The following is a 15,918-nucleotide window of genomic DNA, read 5'->3' as shown; positions in this document are numbered from 1 at the left end:
AAAAAACGGTCGACCAGCGCAACTACACGAACTGCAACGCAGCGCACGCAGCACCCATGACCAATGGCCTACAGCCCAGCGAACGCAACGGATGGCTAACGCAACGCCGCTATACTGCAGCCCCCCGCCTGCCTGCTCCCCATGTCCAACGTTCTGCTGCTACGCACGGCGAAAGAGCGCGAAGAACTGCTGCTGGAAGAGGTGCTCGACGCCACCGAACAGTGCATCGACGAGATCGGCCTCAATGCCACCAGCTTCGAACTGATTGCCGAACGCGCCAAGGTCTCCTGCGGCAGCCTGCTGCAACGCTTCGAAGACAAAGACGCATTGGTGCGCGCACTGCTGGAGCGCAACTACATGCGCGCCATCCGCCAGATGTGGCTGGTGGACCGCCCGGCCAACGTGCACGTGGTGGATTTCATTGCAGGCCTGCTCGAAGAGTGGCTGCTGCAGGAAATCAACATCAAGCGCACCCGCATCGACCTTGAGCTGCACCTGGCCACCCTGCGCGACCCGGTGCTGGCCGCCTTCATGCGCCGCCAGAGCGCATCGCTGATCGAACACCTCAGCGCCCTGCTCAAGCGCCTGCTGCGCGGCCACGCCGACCCCGCCAGCAGCGAACAGGAATTCCAGGCCCGCGTCTTCGCCGTCGCCGCCATGTGCGGCGGCCTGCACAGCGTGATGACCAGCGGCATGGAACTCAACCGCATGCATTTGCAGCTGATTTTGCGTGAGAGTTTGTCGGGGATTTTGAAATCTGCGCCGGTGTAGCAACCGCCAACTGGCCAGCGTGGCCGACCGCACGGCGCCAGTGACTTGGCACCCGAAGCCGATCGGATAAGATCACGCCTCATACCAAGGAGGGATGCCATGCGCGATATGGCCGTCAAAAAGGGAGTTGTATGCTTGGCGCTATTCGCAGCGCTTGCTATCTGCAGTTGGTCAGTTAATGCGACAAGCACGGTTGTCACATTCAGGACACCGGACAACCATTACGAAGTGGAGCTTTACGTTGGCGGCGGTTCCGAAGAAAGTGGCGGCATCGCTGGCGCAATGATCAGCTGGCCCGGCTATGAGCACATGGGCCTGCCCTTCAATGGGGTGAAGTACCACATGGATAAGGCCTTGACCCGCGCCGGCGCCAAGTACGTCAATTCCGGTGACTCGAAGGTTCCTCCATCTTTCACTCTTGAGATTGAAGGGAACAAGGGCCGCCTCATCGTGGGCAAGCGCGTCATACCAGGAACCGCATCATGGATTGTCGGTCCCTATGCTCCTGAGAGCACGTGGGAACCACGGCACAAGCGCAAGAACGGACAATGAAGCGCCCTTTACGCAGCGCATGGCTCGCCCCCTTTCTCCTATTGATGCTACTCACGGGCGCGCCAGCCGTCGCCACCGGGGACATCGTGGCATTCGAGGTGAACCATGGTCCGTATAGCTTCCTCGTCTACAGCGGAGGCGGCGAGGACGGCATTGGCGGCCTGGTGGTTTACTGGCCCAATATCGCTGCGCGTAGCCTGCCGCCGGGAAGTACCAAGTGGCGCTTCAAGCCCGAATCAAGCGAATTACGTGTGACATTCACCAATCCCGGCCGCAAGGATCTGCCACCCTCTTTCATTCTGAATATCGTGGGCAAGCGCGGCACGCTCACTTACGGCAAGCGTGTCCTGCCTGGCAATGTGACCTGGATGTCCGGACCGATGAGAGACTACTGACGCAATGTTTTTGGTGACTTGAAGGCTGCTTCCACAGTCCACGCGCGTTCTACTGCCCCTACAGCGTCAACCTCGGCTACGACGTCATCAGCAGCTAGGAACCGAGCGTCAGGAAAACCTGCCACTAGGGCGAGTTCAACGGCATCAACGTATACGTGGACACCATCAGCCTGGGCGGCAGATTCTGCTTCCAGGCGACTAGACATCGATAAAAAATCAAACGGCAGGTTGCGCAATCAGCCTGCCGTCTTTGTCTGCCAGCCATCACACCTAGCACTCCACCGCCGCAGGCCATTGCACCTCGTCCAGCACCTGTGTCACCTGCGTCGCCAGTAGCTCCAGACAGACCGCCAACTCGTCCATACAAATGGCCGGCTGTCTCTCCTGCTCTTCGGCCTGCGTGCGTGGCTGCGCCAGGCGCGCCAAGAAGCGCATATGGTCACGCAATTGCTGCAAGCGGTATTGCGCGCCTTCTGGCAAGTAGTAGCCCGGGTGTGACTGCGCATCTCGTAAAACGTCCGACATGGCCTGCTCCTCATTCCATGGAATCAGCCTGCCCGCCGCAATGCGACGGACGGGAAGTCGGGAGGCTCGAAACCGCGTATAGCCGGCGGGCGTATTCCCCTTGCGGGTGTTGTATTAGCCGCCCTCCCGACGCAGGCATCGCATCGGTTGCGCCCCTAAACAAGCAGGCACAAAAAACCCACCGGTTTGTCGGAGGTGGGTACCGCTATACGTGGAGTTTCGAGGCTCCGTGAGGAGATCGTGCTACTGGCAAGGCTTGGCGTCAAGGCTAGCCGGGAATCGCGTCAGTGAACTTACCTGCGAGCCGACCAGAGCGCGTGTCATCCACCAGCTCGGCGGCACCGCCACAAGACCAGCCAAATCGCGCAATTGGCGCAACCAATCAGATCTTTCAAATCCCTTCTACGTCCATCCCGTGCTCGGCAAGCCATGCCTTGCGCTGCGCATAGTCCGGCATCGCACGCTCCAACCGTAGCCAGAACGCCGGGGTGTGATGCGCCTCATGCAGATGCGTCATCTCATGCACCAGCACATACTCAGCGATGCGAGCCGGCAGAAGGATGGTCTTCCAATGGAAGTACAACCAGTCGCCCTTGCCACACGAACCCCAGCGGTAGCCCAGGTCCTGGACCTTTACGCCCGCCGGTGCGACTTCCATCCGGGCCGCATGCTCCACCATGCGCGTGGAGAGCCAGGCTTTGGCACGTACCCCATACCATCGGATGAAATGCTCCCTGGCCTCGGGCAAGGCCTGCGACGCCAGGCAGAAACGCCCGGCGGCCAGTTTCAGCGGCACGGTCTGGTCGGACATCATCTTCAGCCGGTAGCTCCGCCCTAGATAAAGAAAGCCCTCGCCGCCCACGAACTCCTTACGCGGCGCATGGCGTTGCAGACGATCCTTCTCCGCCAACCGGGTGTAGATCCAGAAGCGCTTTTCCTGCACAAAGGCACGCAACCTGGACTCTGCCACGTCCGGCGGTGCAGACAACACCAACGCGCCATCACGCTCGACGGTAATCTCCATCGTCCGGCGGCGCGCACTGTGTCGCACCGTGAACAGCAGATCGTCCACCTGCAGACTGGAGGCTGTCATGGCTGCTCGCATGGCATCACACCTGCATCAACCGCTCATGGCTGGCACGTGCCTGTTCCATCAGCTTGTCGGTGAGCAGCCCCGCCGCAGCTTCGTCCATCAGCGGGGGACGCAGCCGCATCAGACGGTCGAACAGCAAACCATTGAGCTGTTCCTGTGCCGCGCGCTTGTGCAAGCTCCAGATATTGCGGTTGCTATGCAGCTCCTGCACCAACAGCTCGACCAGCTCCACGGTCACGTCCATCAACCGGAGCAGTTCCGTCGGGGGCGGCTCGCGTCCGGCACAGACCACGTCCATCACCGTGCGAAGAAACGGCGCGCAGTGCTCCGGCACACCCGCTGGCGCATCGGCAACACCGGCGCTGCCGTTGCGCACATCGTCCACCAGTGCCTGCAGCTGAGCAACCTGCTCGCTCCATTGCTCACCCAACGCCCGCAAGATCTCGTTCAATCGCTCGGAAAGCTTGCGGTACAGCACCGGGTCCTCGTCGGCGTGCTTGCGGATATGCGAGCGCACCGCGTGTTCCATTTCCGAAGCCTTGGCGCGGTCATTCGCGGCCCGGCTCACATGTGCATCGAACTGGGCATCTGTCAGCTGGATCGGCGCAATCTTCGGATCGATGCCCAGAGAGATCACATGGTCATCAATCAGCTTGCGCACCTTGGCGCCCACGTCCTTCCCAAGCACCGGCGTGTCCTTGTAGCGATTACGGGCGCGCGCATGGATATAGGCCAGGCGCTTGGCATCGGCAGAGAACGGTAGGCCTTCCGGACGTGGCAACACCGTGTCCAGCGATCCAAGAAAGGCTTTGAGCTTGACCACTAACTCCGCTCTGAGCTTCTCGTTACCTAGTGCATCCACACAGGCCTCGGTGTCGGCTAGTGATGCGATGCCCCGTTCGCGGAATAGCTCAACCACCCGCCCATGCCGGTCGCGTAGCACCGGCACCTCGTCCTTCAAGCTTGCCAATGCGCCAACCACATCTTCGTCGGCGTAGGCAGCCAGCGCTTCCTTCAGGTGCTGGGCCACACCGTAATAGTCCACCACGATGCCGCGGCGCTTGCCAAAGCCGGTGCGATTGACGCGCGCAATGGCCTGCAGCAACTCGGCCTCGCGAATCGGCCGGTCCAGGTACATCACACCGGCGATCGGCGCATCGAATCCCGTCAGCAGCATCGACTTGACCACCAGGAACGCCAGCGGATCCGCCTTGGTCATATCCGGATGCAGCAGCGGCTTCTTGAAGCGTTTGATCAGGGACTCGTGGCCTGCATTGTCGGTCCAATGCTTCCAGGCGGGATCGTCGTTGTTGCTGCCGGAGATGATCGGCGCAAACTCGATACGCGCCAGCACCTCACGATAGCGCCAGGCCTGCACCACTGCCCGCACCTTCGGCAGCCGCAGGCACAGGGCCTCATCATCCATCGCCTTGTCCTGCGGGCTCAGCGCATCCGCCTCCTGCAGCAGCTCGTCGCGTGCAGCTTTCAAGGCGACGAAATAGCGAGTGGCAGCCAGCCGGCTGTAGGCCACCACCTGGGCCTTGTAGCCATTGGGCAGGATGTTGGCGACGTAATGGCGCAGGATGTCGCGCGCCTTGTCGGCAATCAGCGCCGGCGCATCGAAGATATGACCCTTGGTGGCATACTTTTGCTTGATCGCTTCCAGCTCTTCCGGTGTGTGCTGGCGGAACAGATCCTCGAACAGTTCGTCCAGGTCCGCGCCATCTTTGATAGCGCCGTTGGCAGTACGTCCTTCGTAGAGCACCGGCACCGTCGCTCCATCGGCCTCGGCATTTCGATCGTGCCTTCGCCCAAACGTCCGAGATCACGGACACCATCCCCATTGACATCGTCACCCTCGATCTTGCGCGGCCGCGTAATGCTCTCAAACCCGGGGGAGGGATCGAATCGGCGGTTTTCACGACTGCCCTCGCCCAGCGGCCTGGCTCCGGTATTGCCCGCGTGGTGATCGTATTGCGCAGTGGGCTCGGTGTTAGAGCGGTTCGCCTCAACAACATGAGCGGTTCCGTCTGCGTCCTTCCACAGAACGACCAGGCGATCGTTGTAGACACCGCTGCCACCGCGTGACTCATCGCGAGGAGTTGCCGGGTTATCTGACCGCCTTTGGGTTGGATGTGCCGAATCTTCCATGGCGTCGAGCGTGGAATTCTCTTGCCGCAGGCCAAGGATGACCCGTTGCCCTGGCGTTGCAAGCGCCTGATCTGCTGCCGTATTGCCACGCGCTTGGGCGATGCTTGCGTAAACGTCGTATTTTTGACCGTCGGAGAGAGTCGCCATCTCATTATCGGCTGGAAATCGCGGTGCAGTCGTGTGAATGCTTTGCAGGCGTTGTAGCGCTGCGGTAACGCCTGGCGTCTGCGCGCGGCCTGCATTGGCAGCGATATCACGCTCTGCCTGGATGCCGACGTAGCGATCCATGCTTTCTTGCATGATTTCTGGCTGTCCTTGCCGATGCCGTTCCAGCAATGCCACTGCATCTGCGGGACGGTTGGCATTGAACAACACCACAACCTCGTCTGCACGCTCTTTGATATTTAGCTCTATGACACGCGCCATCTTTGCTCTCGCTGCATCGATTAATGAGTGACGAAACGGTCGCCCTTGTTGTCCAGCGGACCAGAACAGGCAGCTTTTCCTTCAGCGACGGGCCTGCACGGCCATCGCGAGCGATCAACCGTGTTCATCAAGTCAAAGCGCTGCCCATTCCAGACCAGAAATCCGAAATGCAGGTACGCCCAATCGTTGTAGTAGCGCGGATCACTGGCAAGCGGTGCGTCCGGGTCGAACTCGATCACCCAGCGCAGCACGGGAACCGCCCACAGACGCGACATATCAAGAAACGGGACAGGTTCCGCGTAAGGCTGGTAACGACGGATCTCGTCCTCGGTCAATGTGGGTGCAGGCGGCAATACCTCTCTACTAACATCGGCCAGCTGTCCTTTCGCATCGAAACGGAACGCGCGCACGCCACCCGAATCCTTGCAGTCCACTGCCTGATCGGTACACCGCACCCCACCAACCAGGTATACGACGTCAAGAGGATCGGGTGATTCGAAAGAGCGCACCCAGAATGCATCGGTCGCCAGCATGAAATCGGCACGCTTACCCAAACCAGCAGATGCAACGTAAACAGCATGTTTCAAGGCGTCTGTGCGCGCGTCGGGAGTGATTGCCAGATCAGATGACGAAAGCGCCAAGATAACTTGAGCTAAAGGGCGCGGCGCAGGGCCGATACATTCGTCGGCAGGCAGAAGAACACTGCGGCCAGAAGCGCTTCGCTGTGATCGGGTTGTGCAGGTGGCCCCCATGTCTTGCTCCAGCGCGAACCGCTTCCATGGCTTTGGAGAGGACAAAGGCACTTCCGGATAGACGTTCTGGGGGGCAGCTATCGTCGCTGAAGAGTTGGTTGCCGAGCGGGCGCTGTCTTGGGCGCATCCAGCTGCAGCGATGAGCACGACACCCACAAGCAATCCGTTCAAATGGCGATGATGCATGCTCTGCTCCGTGTGGGTTGCCTAAGCTTTGATCGGCTTGTTGTATCAGGACGATATCAATCATGCCTTGTCGTGCTGGTTATCACTTTGGCCTGGTTTTACCTGTGCGCTTGCGCTCACCCTATGCCGCACGCCATGGGTTGGCAACCTTTGAATTAATGGAAAACGAATCGGTCCTCACCATCTGGATAATCAGAACATGCTGGTTCGCCCGTGCGTTGTTGACGACACGGCCACTGCGCTCTTGTAACCCGTTCGACGCGCTCGAAGCGTTCGCCCGTCCATCGGAGAAAGCCAAAATGCGCATAAGCGCCGACCCGCCTTGGGTCATCGGCGGCAAGCGGCTGGTCGGGGTCAAACTCCATTAGCCATCGCATGGTTGGCGCCATAGGTAACTTGTCGTCGAACAGAAAAAGCTCCGAGCCGCCGTGTTCGTTCTGCCTGGCAATATCTTCAGCAGTCAGGCTGGGCGCTTGCGGGAAGATTGATACGCTGACGTCGGATGCATTGCCGTCCTTATCGAGGCGATAGGCTTTGCGACCTTGGCCTGATTGGCATGCAAGGCCTGCGTCACCCGCACTGCATTTCACTGGCCAGACCAGATACACCGTCTTGTCGGGATCGGCACTTTCGAACGAACGAATCGTGAGCTCACCCGCGGCCACAGTGAAATCCGCACGTCGTCCCAACCCAGGTGCGGCCACGTAGACCGCATTGCGCAGACTGGCTTCGCGCGCCTGCTGCGAAGTATCGACGGCGTCTGCACGCAGAGCCAGCAGTGCGCGCGCCATGTGCGCGGGTGCCGGGCCTCGGCAAAACGCGTCCCTCAACAGCGGTGCAGGCGCAGTGCCCTGCGATTGCATCCTGTCAACACAGGCAGCCCCCATCTGCCGCTCCAACTTGAAGGGGATCCAGGGTGTGGGCGAAGCAGCGGGTGCCTGAGGAAACGAGGACACTTCCTGGGCATCGGGCAAGGGCTTTGCTGCAGCATCTTCTGTCGAAAGTCGTGCACACCCAAGCGTCATAATGGGCATTAGCGCCGTGGCTACCAGGCAACGCATCAGATTCTTCACGAGCATCACCTGAGCAGAGAGAACAGACGCTCCGGACTGTGGCCGCGTAACGGGGTGAGGTCAAGCATCGGCATGGCATTGATTGATCTGGCCCAGAGGTTGGCAGCGCCTGTAACAGAAGGCCTGTAACAACCTGTGCAGCATATGGGGGCAGTGCGACATCTCGCGACTCTATTGAGTACCGGAGGTCAGTTTCTCTCGGTCGTACATCAAGGCGCGCCCAATGCTGCAGGTCTGCATATCCACTCGCGAAAGTCACCGCCACCTCCCTGCGCTCATTGCACCTTCTTTGATCGGCACAGCCGATCAGTGCTCGTGCTTCGAGCGAGAAGTGACTGCGAGCGCTAGCCGAAATGAGCATCGGTCTTGTTGATACCTAAAGAGAGTCGAACGCCGGCCATCGATGTGGTCAACCTGTCCCGCCGGCGCTTATTTGCCTATAGTTCGCGACAAGACTCTGCAATGGATTGACGAATGCACATGATGTCAACTGGCCGGTGCCTGACGCTTGCACTTGCCGTCGCTGTGACCGGCAGTGCCTGTGCACGGACGCCATCACCCGAACAAAAAAGGACTTCCCCCATGTCGGACACCGTCACCACAGGCCGCACCATTAACGGGCACACCTATTCGGATGCGCCTGTCGACGTGAAGCTGGGACCGAACACGTTCCGTATCCCCGCCAACTACCTGGACAGCCAGATCGCACCGTGGCCGGGCGAAGGCGTGACGCTTGTCATCGAGTGGCCGGACATGACCCCCACCCCGCCCGGTGCGCGCGCGAACCCGCGTACGAACGATTTCCGTAAGGAAATTTCTGTGTCGATCGACTATGTCGACCATGTCCCCGTCGAGACATTGCTGGGGCGTTTCTCGTCAAACGATAGGCGTACCGAAACCGGCTCGGTTGAACGGGGAAATCCTGTCGACAGGCTCGACCTTCGCATTGCACAGTCTGAAACACTCGGATTAACGCCCTATGCCATTGATGAGGAGAAGATGGCGGTATACGTGAAAGCGTATCAAGCCCACCACGGCGAGCCTCCGACACGCAACCCAGCGTTTGAGGACGATTGGTATGTCGCGCGCGACTCGGGCGGCAAGTTAACTACTTTCATCAAATGCGACAGCACCAAATTTCGAGGAGATGGTGTTCGTCTGGAAGGATCTGAAGTGATTCATGAAAAAGGAGCTACTGCAGCAAGTTGCGTCCACTATTTCTCTGACATCGAAAACAAGCTTTCCATCAGCCTCAATTACAAGCGTGCTTTTTTAAAGGACTGGAAGCGCATGGAAGATGCGGTGAGGAAGGTATTAGCCCGCACTAAAGTCCAGTGATTAGTGTTTTTACAGGGAGTAGCCGATGAGCGGACTGACTGAGCAAGACCTGGAAATCCTTTCCGACTACGCAAATAAAGGCAACCGAGCGCTGTATTGGAACTATCTTTCGCAGCTTGATGGCGCAGACGGCTATGGGACATTGGCGTTAGGCGTAGTGCGCAACGACAGCTTGCCAGGGCAAGTGGCTAACAGTTACGCACAAAATTACGCCAAAACACAGCACGATAATGGCTCGCGCTTTGCCAATGCTGAATTGAGCGAACGCCAGTGGGAAGAGTTCGGACAAACGCTGCTCAAGAAAGATCTTGAGCTTCGGCAATCTTGGTTCGACAAAGAGCGTCCGGATATGGCGCTGAACCTTCCTGGCAAGGACGTCATGCGTGCACACGATCAAGCCTTCCTGGACCATGAGCTCGACCCCAACTGCTGGACACCCCGCGTGCTCCTGCAAGCGGCCCTAGAAAAAAGCGGCCCCCAGAAGCTGGAACAGATCTGGACCAACATGCTCGACAACGAGTACGTCGGCGCCGCTCGCATCAGCAATACCGGCTACGAGACCTTTGCGCAGATGGGCTTGGTGGACGGTAGCCAGTACCTGGCCAAGTTGGGGGCGACCGAAGCGATCCAGATGCTGGAGGGCCGTTCTGCGATCGATCCGAACGTCATCGGCAGCAACAGTTTCTATGCGATGTACTTCGAAAAAGAACAAAAGTGGATGAATGTCAGCGTCGGTGGCGGGCATGCTTCCATGCGCGAAGAAACCAATCCTGCGCGCCTGGCAGAACTCAACGATACACGCCAAGTGCGCATGGAGCGCCAGCAGAAAGCGACGCAATTTCATGAGGACGATCAGCACCGCTCCATCACTCGCAGCCCGTTCACGGCATCGGTCGATGGCGTGCCCGATCGGACGCAGGCACCTACCAAGCTAGCCGATATCGGCCCGGGCCACCGCGACTACGCGTTGCTGCAACAGGTAAGCGCTGGCGTGAGCGCGATCGATGCGCAAGCCGGGCGCACACCGGACGAAAGCAGCGAACGCCTGGTGGCCAGTGCCATGAACCTGGCCCGCCAGAACAATCTGGACCGTGTAGATCATGTGGCGCTGAGCACGCAGACCGCGCAACACCCGGCCGGATACACGGTGTTTGTGGTGCAAGGTGCATTGAACGACCCTGCACACCTGCGTGCATCGATGCCCACCGATGAGGCGGTGCGCACGCCGGTGAGACAATCGCTGCAGCAGCTGGAAATTGCGACGGTGGATCGTCAGCAGGCAGCGCTGCAGAGCCAACAGCAGGAGATGGACCGCTCACGCGAGGCTCCGGCAATGCGGATGGCTTGAGTGCAATCTGGCATGACGCAGAGTTGCGAGGCATCTCCGTCGTGCAAGACGGATTGCGCGTAGACGACCAGCGCCGCTTCGTGATGCAAGTGGCAATGTTGAAACGCTTAAAAAACGCTGCCTGCCGCGCAACTCCAGAAGTCGCACTAAGCTCAAACGCACAACTGCTTGCCCATCCAGTGCAGTACGCCCTTGCGCGAATCGGCAGACTGCAAACAGGCACTCACCTCCAACACCCGACACAAAAAAGCCCGGCGGTTGCCGGGCTTTTTCGTTAACTCACATCCGACAATGCTCAGCCCTTCCGCGCCTTCAACCATGCCTCGATCTGCGGCACCAACGCCGCGCGCAGCTTGATCCGGGTCTGGATGCCGGTGATGGCGGTCTCTGCGTCGCGGCGCGAGGTGGGAGCCAGGTACTGGTCTGCGTAGGCCTTGATCTTGTCGGCCATCTTCGGGTCGACCGAGCCGGAACCCAGACTCGGGTAATAGCGGGCACGCGAGGTGGAGTCGACCAGGCCGTCCACCTGTTGCCGATGCGCCACGGCGAAGTCGAAGCCCAGGTCCGGATGTTCGCTCGCCACCATGTCGATCATGCTGGCACCGGTGGTGGCGCCTGGCTCGGCGGTCAAGGCCAGCTCCAGTGCACGCTTGGCCAGGGCCTGGTCCTTTGTTGCCGCCAGCAGGCCGTAGTACTGGTCGCGGATCATCGAAGAGGTTTCCTTCTTCGCCATCGCATGCAGCGTGTCCCAGGTGGCGGCATCGGCATTGCGCGCGACGATGCTCAGCACGCTGGTGCGCAGCTCCGGCGACAGCGACGCCGGGTCGGCCTGGAAGGCGGCAAAACGGCGGCGCGCTTCGGCAATGAGCTGCGCGTCGCCCATGTCGCTGAGGCTGCCAATCAGCCGCGTGCGCAGTTGCTTGATCTGCGCCGAATCGCCAGCGCGGTCGTCCCAGCCCAGGGTGGCAAACTGCGGTGCCAGCCGCGAGGTGGTATACGACCGCCATGCGGCACGGGTGGCCGGGTATTGCTTGAGCATGTCGTCGACGCTGTCCACAGTGCCGGCCACCGTTTCCCACAGGTCCGGCGCAGCACCCACCGCCACCTTGGTGGTCAACTCCAGCGCATCTGCCTGCGGTTGCAGGCCAATCGTGGCAAGCGCACTGGTATCCATCATCAGGCCAAGCTGGTCCACCACCGGCAAGCTGGAAAATGCAGTACTGAGCGTCTTGAACTGCGCAGGTGCATAGCGGGTGCGGAAGTAACCTTTCTGTCCGGCGTTGACCACCACCGGTGCATCGCAGCCGGGCAATTGCAGCTGTGCGCTGCCATCCACCAGCACGCGTACCGGCGCGCCGTTGCCGGCACGCACGGCGACCGGCACATGCCAGCGCAGCGGCTGCTTGTCGGGGCGATCGAGCGTGTATTCGCCCTGCTGCAGGGTGAGGTTGGTCTGCCCGTCCACACACGTGGAGGCGACATTGATCAACGGCACGCCGGGCTGGGTGGTGAAGTCGTGTGCGACCTGGGTGAATTGCTTGCCCGGTGCCATCGCATCGACCTGCTGCCACAGCGCGTCGGTCACCGCATTTCCGTACTGATGCTGCTTGATGTAGTTGCGCACGCCGGCACGCCATTGCTCGGCGCCGACGTAGTCTTCGAGCATGCCGATGACCGCTTCGCCCTTGTCGTAGGTGATCACGTCGAATGCCTGGCTGGTCTGCTCCACGGTGTCCACGTGCTGCACCACAGGATGGGTGGTGACGTAGGCATCGCGCCGCATCGCCGCGCGGCTCTTGAAGGCTGCCTTGGTCTTGTCGATATCCCATTCCGGGTGAAGCATCGCGGTCGTTCGCGATTCCATCCAGTTGGCAAAACCTTCGTTGAGCCACAGGTCGTCCCACCACGCCATGGTGACCAGATTGCCGAACCACTGGTGGGCAATTTCATGCGCAGCGGTCGTGAACACGGCCTGCTTGCTGTTGATGTCGGCCACCGCCGGGTCAAGCAGAAACACGAACTCGAAACTAAAGATCGCGCCCCAGTTTTCCATGGCGACGAAAAACTGGCTCTGCCCGGGCGCAGCAATGTTGTCCAGCTTGGGCAGCGGATACGGCACGCCAAAATAATCGTTGTACGCGTGCAGCACATCGCGGCTGGATTCCAGTGCAAACTTGGCTTGATCGACCTTGCCGGCCTGCGCGATCACACCAATCTCGGTGCCGTTATCCGTCTTGACCGTGGCGCGCTCGAAGTCGCCCAGGCTCATGAACAGCAGGTAGGTGGACATCTTGGGCGTGGTCTGGAAAACGACCTTCTTCATCCCGCCCGCCGCTGCGCTGGAACGCGCCACCGGCATGTTGCTCACGGCCATCTGCTTGGCCGGCGCATTCACCGCCAGGTCGAACGTGGCCTTGAAATTAGGCTCATCCCAGGACGGAATGAAGCGACGCGCATCGGAATTTTCGAACTGGGTAAACAGCGCGCGGCGCTGGCCCTGCGGCGTGGTGTAATCCAGCGCAAACAAGCCATTGGCCTGCGTGTTGATGATGCCGCTGTAGTCGATGGATAACACGTAGTTGCCCGATGCCAGCGGTGTGCCGGTATCGAAGCGCGCGGTCTGCGCATCATCGTCGGTGGCGATCTTGGTCGCTACCGGCTTGCCGCCCGTTGCTGCGAGCGTGGCTTTGGAAAAGCGCAGATTGGCTGCCTGCAACACGATGGCATCGGTAGCGGTGAGCACCTGGACATCGATGCGCACCTTGCCATCGAAGGTCATCTTGTCGGCATGCGGGGTGATCTCCACCGCGTAATGCGTCGGCCTGGCGGTTCGCGGCAGCTGGGTAGTGACCTGCGAGGCCGATGGAGCCCCCGTCTCGGGAGCAGCGGCAGCATGGGCCACGGTAGCGGCGGACGTGCTGGCCAGCGCCAGTGCAATTGCAGTCACCAGAATATGGCGCATGAGGTTCCTAACGTGATGGAAGTTGTCCGTGCAGAATCATCGCGTCAACGCAGATACCCCAACACAGCCGAAAGTCACGTCCACGCCTTGCGAGCACGAAAACGTAGACGTGGAAAAGAAGCGTTGGTGCTGCCGATGATAATCAAAGCAAGCCGGCGCGAATGGACGCCGGATGGCGAGGGCATGCTACAGGCCAGCGATGAACACGACTCGTATCAAGGCGGCTGATGCGCAGTTGGTAATGACGGTGATGCGTCGCGCGCCCAATACCTCCAGCACCACTCGGCATGATGCTGACGCTACACACCCGCCGTAGTTGCAGTCTGCCTGCCTGATCGGCTGCGCTACGTGCGCAAGCGGGCCTTGGACTGCGATCAGGCTGCCGGCACGTACACCATTACTCCGCTACCTAAGGCGACGTGCGATAGCGTGACAAAGAAAAGCCCCGCTTTCGCAGGGCTCTCTTATTTCAATGACGCATCAGCCGATCAGGCGAACGGGTCCTGCAGCACCATGGTGTGGTCGCGGTCCGGGTTGGACTGCAATCAGGCTGCCGGCACGTACACCATTACTCCACTACCTAAGGCGACGCGCGATAGCGCGACAAAGAAAAGCCCTACTTTCGCAGGGCTTTCTTGTTTCAATGACGCATCAGCCAATCAGGCGAACGGGTCCTGCAGCACCATGGTGTGGTCGCGGTCCGGGCCGGTGGAGACGATGCTGATCGGGCAGCCGGCCAGTTCTTCCAGCGCGCGCAGGTAGGCGCGTGCAGCAGGCGGCAACTCGTCCCACACGGTGATGCCGTGGGTGTTCTCGCTCCAACCCGGGAACTCCAGGTACACCGGCGTGCACTCTTCCCAGCCCTGGGCATCCAGCGGCGCGTATTCGGTGCGCTTGCCGCGGTATTCGTACGCGATGCAGACCTTGAGCTTTTCCATGCCGTCCAGCACGTCGAGCTTGGTGATGCACAGGCCGGAGATCCCGTTGATGGCCACCGCGCGCTTGAGCGCAACGATGTCCATCCAGCCGCAACGACGCGGGCGGCCGGTGGAGGCACCGTACTCGGCACCGCGGTCGCGGATGCCCTGGCCCACTTCGTCGTCCAATTCGGTCGGGAACGGGCCGCCACCCACACGCGTGGCGTAGGCCTTGGCGATGCCCAGCACGTAGTCGATCGCATCGGCGCCAACGCCGGTACCGGCCAGTGCGCCGCCCACCGTGGTGTTGGAGCTGGTGACGTACGGATAGGTGCCGTGGTCGATGTCCAGCAACGCGCCCTGCGCGCCTTCGAACAGCACCCGCTTACCCTGCTTGCGCAGGTCGTGCAGGATGCCGGCCACGTCGTACTTCATCGGCTGCACGTAGTCGCCGAACGCCAGCGCTTCGTCGTAGGTCTTCTGGAAATCGACCGCCTCCACGCCCAGGTACTTGGTCAGCACGAAGTTGTGGTAATCCAGCGCGGTGCGCAGCAGTTCTTCCAGCTGCGGCGGGTAATGCAGGTCGGCGATGCGGATACCGCGACGCGCCACCTTGTCTTCATACGCCGGGCCGATACCGCGACCGGTGGTGCCGATGGCCTTGCCGCCAGCGGCCTTCTCGCGCGCCTGATCCAAGGCGATGTGGTACGGCATGATCAGCGGGGCCGCCGGGGAAATCTTCAGGCGCGAACGCACCTCCACACCGGCGCCTTCCAGCTCACTGATTTCCTTGATCAGCGCAGCCGGGGAGATCACCACGCCATTGCCGATCAGGCACAGCGCGTCGTCGCGCAAGATGCCGGACGGAATCAGATGCAAGACGGTCTTCTTGCCGTTGATGACCAGGGTATGGCCGGCATTGTGGCCGCCCTGGAAGCGGACGACCGCACCAATCTCTTCGGTAAGCAGATCGACGATCTTGCCTTTGCCTTCATCGCCCCACTGGGCACCAAGCACGACAACTGACTGACCCATGACGGGTGGACTCCTGAGTTTTGCTGCGGCCATCGGGGCCGCGGGATGGGACCGGTTCGGGGCTGGCGGCGCCACCTTGCGCGCGGCTCCATCGGGGAGCGTTGCAGCAGCGACCAACCCGGACACGGAAAAAGCCGAACGGAGTGCTCTGGTTGGAGCGTGCCCGGCCGGCTTTTGTGCATTATCCGGGTTTCGGGTGACGTGCACTACCCCTGGCGAGGCGGCGGATCGGGGGCTGGTCAGATTGCGGCTGGCCGTCGGTTGGTGGGTGCTGCCGAATGCTGCCGGTCTCTACACTGGCCGTCGAAAATCTCCAATTCCCTCGGGCCGTAGGAGCGCACCTGGGCGCGACGCTTTGCTAGGAATGCCTGTCGCGCCCAGGTGCGCTCCTACG

The 15,918-nt window shown here is 60.7% G+C and carries 11 protein-coding genes and 2 pseudogenes; 5 read left to right on the top strand and 8 right to left on the bottom strand.

Annotated elements, in window-relative coordinates:
• The first annotated feature begins 141 nt into the window (after positions 1–141).
• The 3 genes from ABQU90_RS02215 to ABQU90_RS02205 all read left to right on the top strand — a co-directional run bounded on the left by ABQU90_RS02215 (position 142) and on the right by ABQU90_RS02205 (position 1,718).
• On the top strand, positions 142–771 hold the full coding sequence (locus ABQU90_RS02215) for a TetR/AcrR family transcriptional regulator (RefSeq protein ID WP_055845724.1): 630 nt from the start codon (positions 142–144) through the stop codon (positions 769–771).
• A 99-nt stretch (positions 772–870) separates the two neighbouring features.
• Entirely contained in the window at positions 871–1,323 is a 453-nt protein-coding gene (locus ABQU90_RS02210; RefSeq protein ID WP_323523218.1) for a hypothetical protein, read from the top strand.
• Entirely contained in the window at positions 1,320–1,718 is a 399-nt protein-coding gene (locus tag ABQU90_RS02205; RefSeq protein ID WP_323523217.1) for a hypothetical protein, read from the top strand. Before ABQU90_RS02210 ends, ABQU90_RS02205 begins: the two co-directional genes overlap by 4 nt.
• 270 nt (positions 1,719–1,988) lie before the next feature.
• On the opposite strand, the gene ABQU90_RS02200 is transcribed toward ABQU90_RS02205, so the two are convergent.
• The 6 genes and pseudogenes from ABQU90_RS02200 to ABQU90_RS02180 form a co-directional block, all read right to left on the bottom strand.
• Complete coding sequence (locus tag ABQU90_RS02200; RefSeq protein ID WP_323515313.1) at positions 1,989–2,243, bottom strand: XAC0095 family protein; 255 nt, start codon at positions 2,241–2,243, stop codon at positions 1,989–1,991.
• 391 nt (positions 2,244–2,634) lie between these two features.
• Entirely contained in the window at positions 2,635–3,336 is a 702-nt protein-coding gene (locus ABQU90_RS02195) for a M48 family metallopeptidase (protein ID WP_323523216.1), read from the bottom strand.
• Positions 3,337–3,352: 16 nt separating this feature from the next.
• Positions 3,353–5,107: a type I restriction enzyme subunit R domain-containing protein gene (locus tag ABQU90_RS22740; protein WP_407078734.1), complete on the bottom strand. Its 1,755-nt coding sequence runs from the start codon at positions 5,105–5,107 to the stop codon at positions 3,353–3,355.
• A 20-nt stretch (positions 5,108–5,127) separates the two neighbouring features.
• A pseudogene (locus ABQU90_RS02190) lies at positions 5,128–5,913 on the bottom strand (hypothetical protein); the annotation flags it as partial.
• Positions 5,914–5,933: 20 nt separating this feature from the next.
• On the bottom strand, positions 5,934–6,851 hold the full coding sequence (locus ABQU90_RS02185; RefSeq protein ID WP_323523214.1) for a hypothetical protein: 918 nt from the start codon (positions 6,849–6,851) through the stop codon (positions 5,934–5,936).
• A gap of 155 nt (positions 6,852–7,006) precedes the next feature.
• Positions 7,007–7,924 (bottom strand): hypothetical protein, encoded by a 918-nt coding sequence (locus ABQU90_RS02180; RefSeq protein ID WP_323523213.1) that lies wholly within the window; start codon positions 7,922–7,924, stop codon positions 7,007–7,009.
• Positions 7,925–8,398: 474 nt separating this feature from the next.
• Between ABQU90_RS02180 and ABQU90_RS02175 the strand changes: the two genes are divergently transcribed.
• The gene (locus tag ABQU90_RS02175; protein WP_323523212.1) at positions 8,399–9,262 is read left to right on the top strand and encodes a Smlt3025 familytype IV secretion system inhibitor; all 864 of its coding nucleotides are present in this window, start codon (positions 8,399–8,401) and stop codon (positions 9,260–9,262) included.
• Positions 9,263–9,287: 25 nt separating this feature from the next.
• Positions 9,288–10,610 carry a Smlt3024 family type IV secretion system effector gene (locus tag ABQU90_RS02170; protein ID WP_323523211.1) on the top strand — a complete coding sequence of 441 codons (1,323 nt, stop codon included), beginning with the start codon at positions 9,288–9,290 and terminating at the stop codon, positions 10,608–10,610.
• Between the two features lie 295 nt (positions 10,611–10,905).
• On the opposite strand, the pseudogene ABQU90_RS02165 reads toward ABQU90_RS02170, so the two are convergent.
• Positions 10,906–13,470: pseudogene (locus tag ABQU90_RS02165) on the bottom strand (M1 family metallopeptidase); the annotation flags it as partial.
• A gap of 761 nt (positions 13,471–14,231) precedes the next feature.
• Positions 14,232–15,524 carry an adenylosuccinate synthase gene (locus ABQU90_RS02160; RefSeq protein WP_055845741.1) on the bottom strand — a complete coding sequence of 431 codons (1,293 nt, stop codon included), beginning with the start codon at positions 15,522–15,524 and terminating at the stop codon, positions 14,232–14,234.
• Positions 15,525–15,918: the final 394 nt, after the last annotated feature.

The organism is Xanthomonas sp. WHRI 10207 (genome assembly GCF_040202975.1).
In the GTDB taxonomy this organism is placed as follows: Bacteria; Pseudomonadota; Gammaproteobacteria; order Xanthomonadales; family Xanthomonadaceae; genus Xanthomonas.
This window is presented reverse-complemented; position numbering and strand designations above follow the sequence as displayed.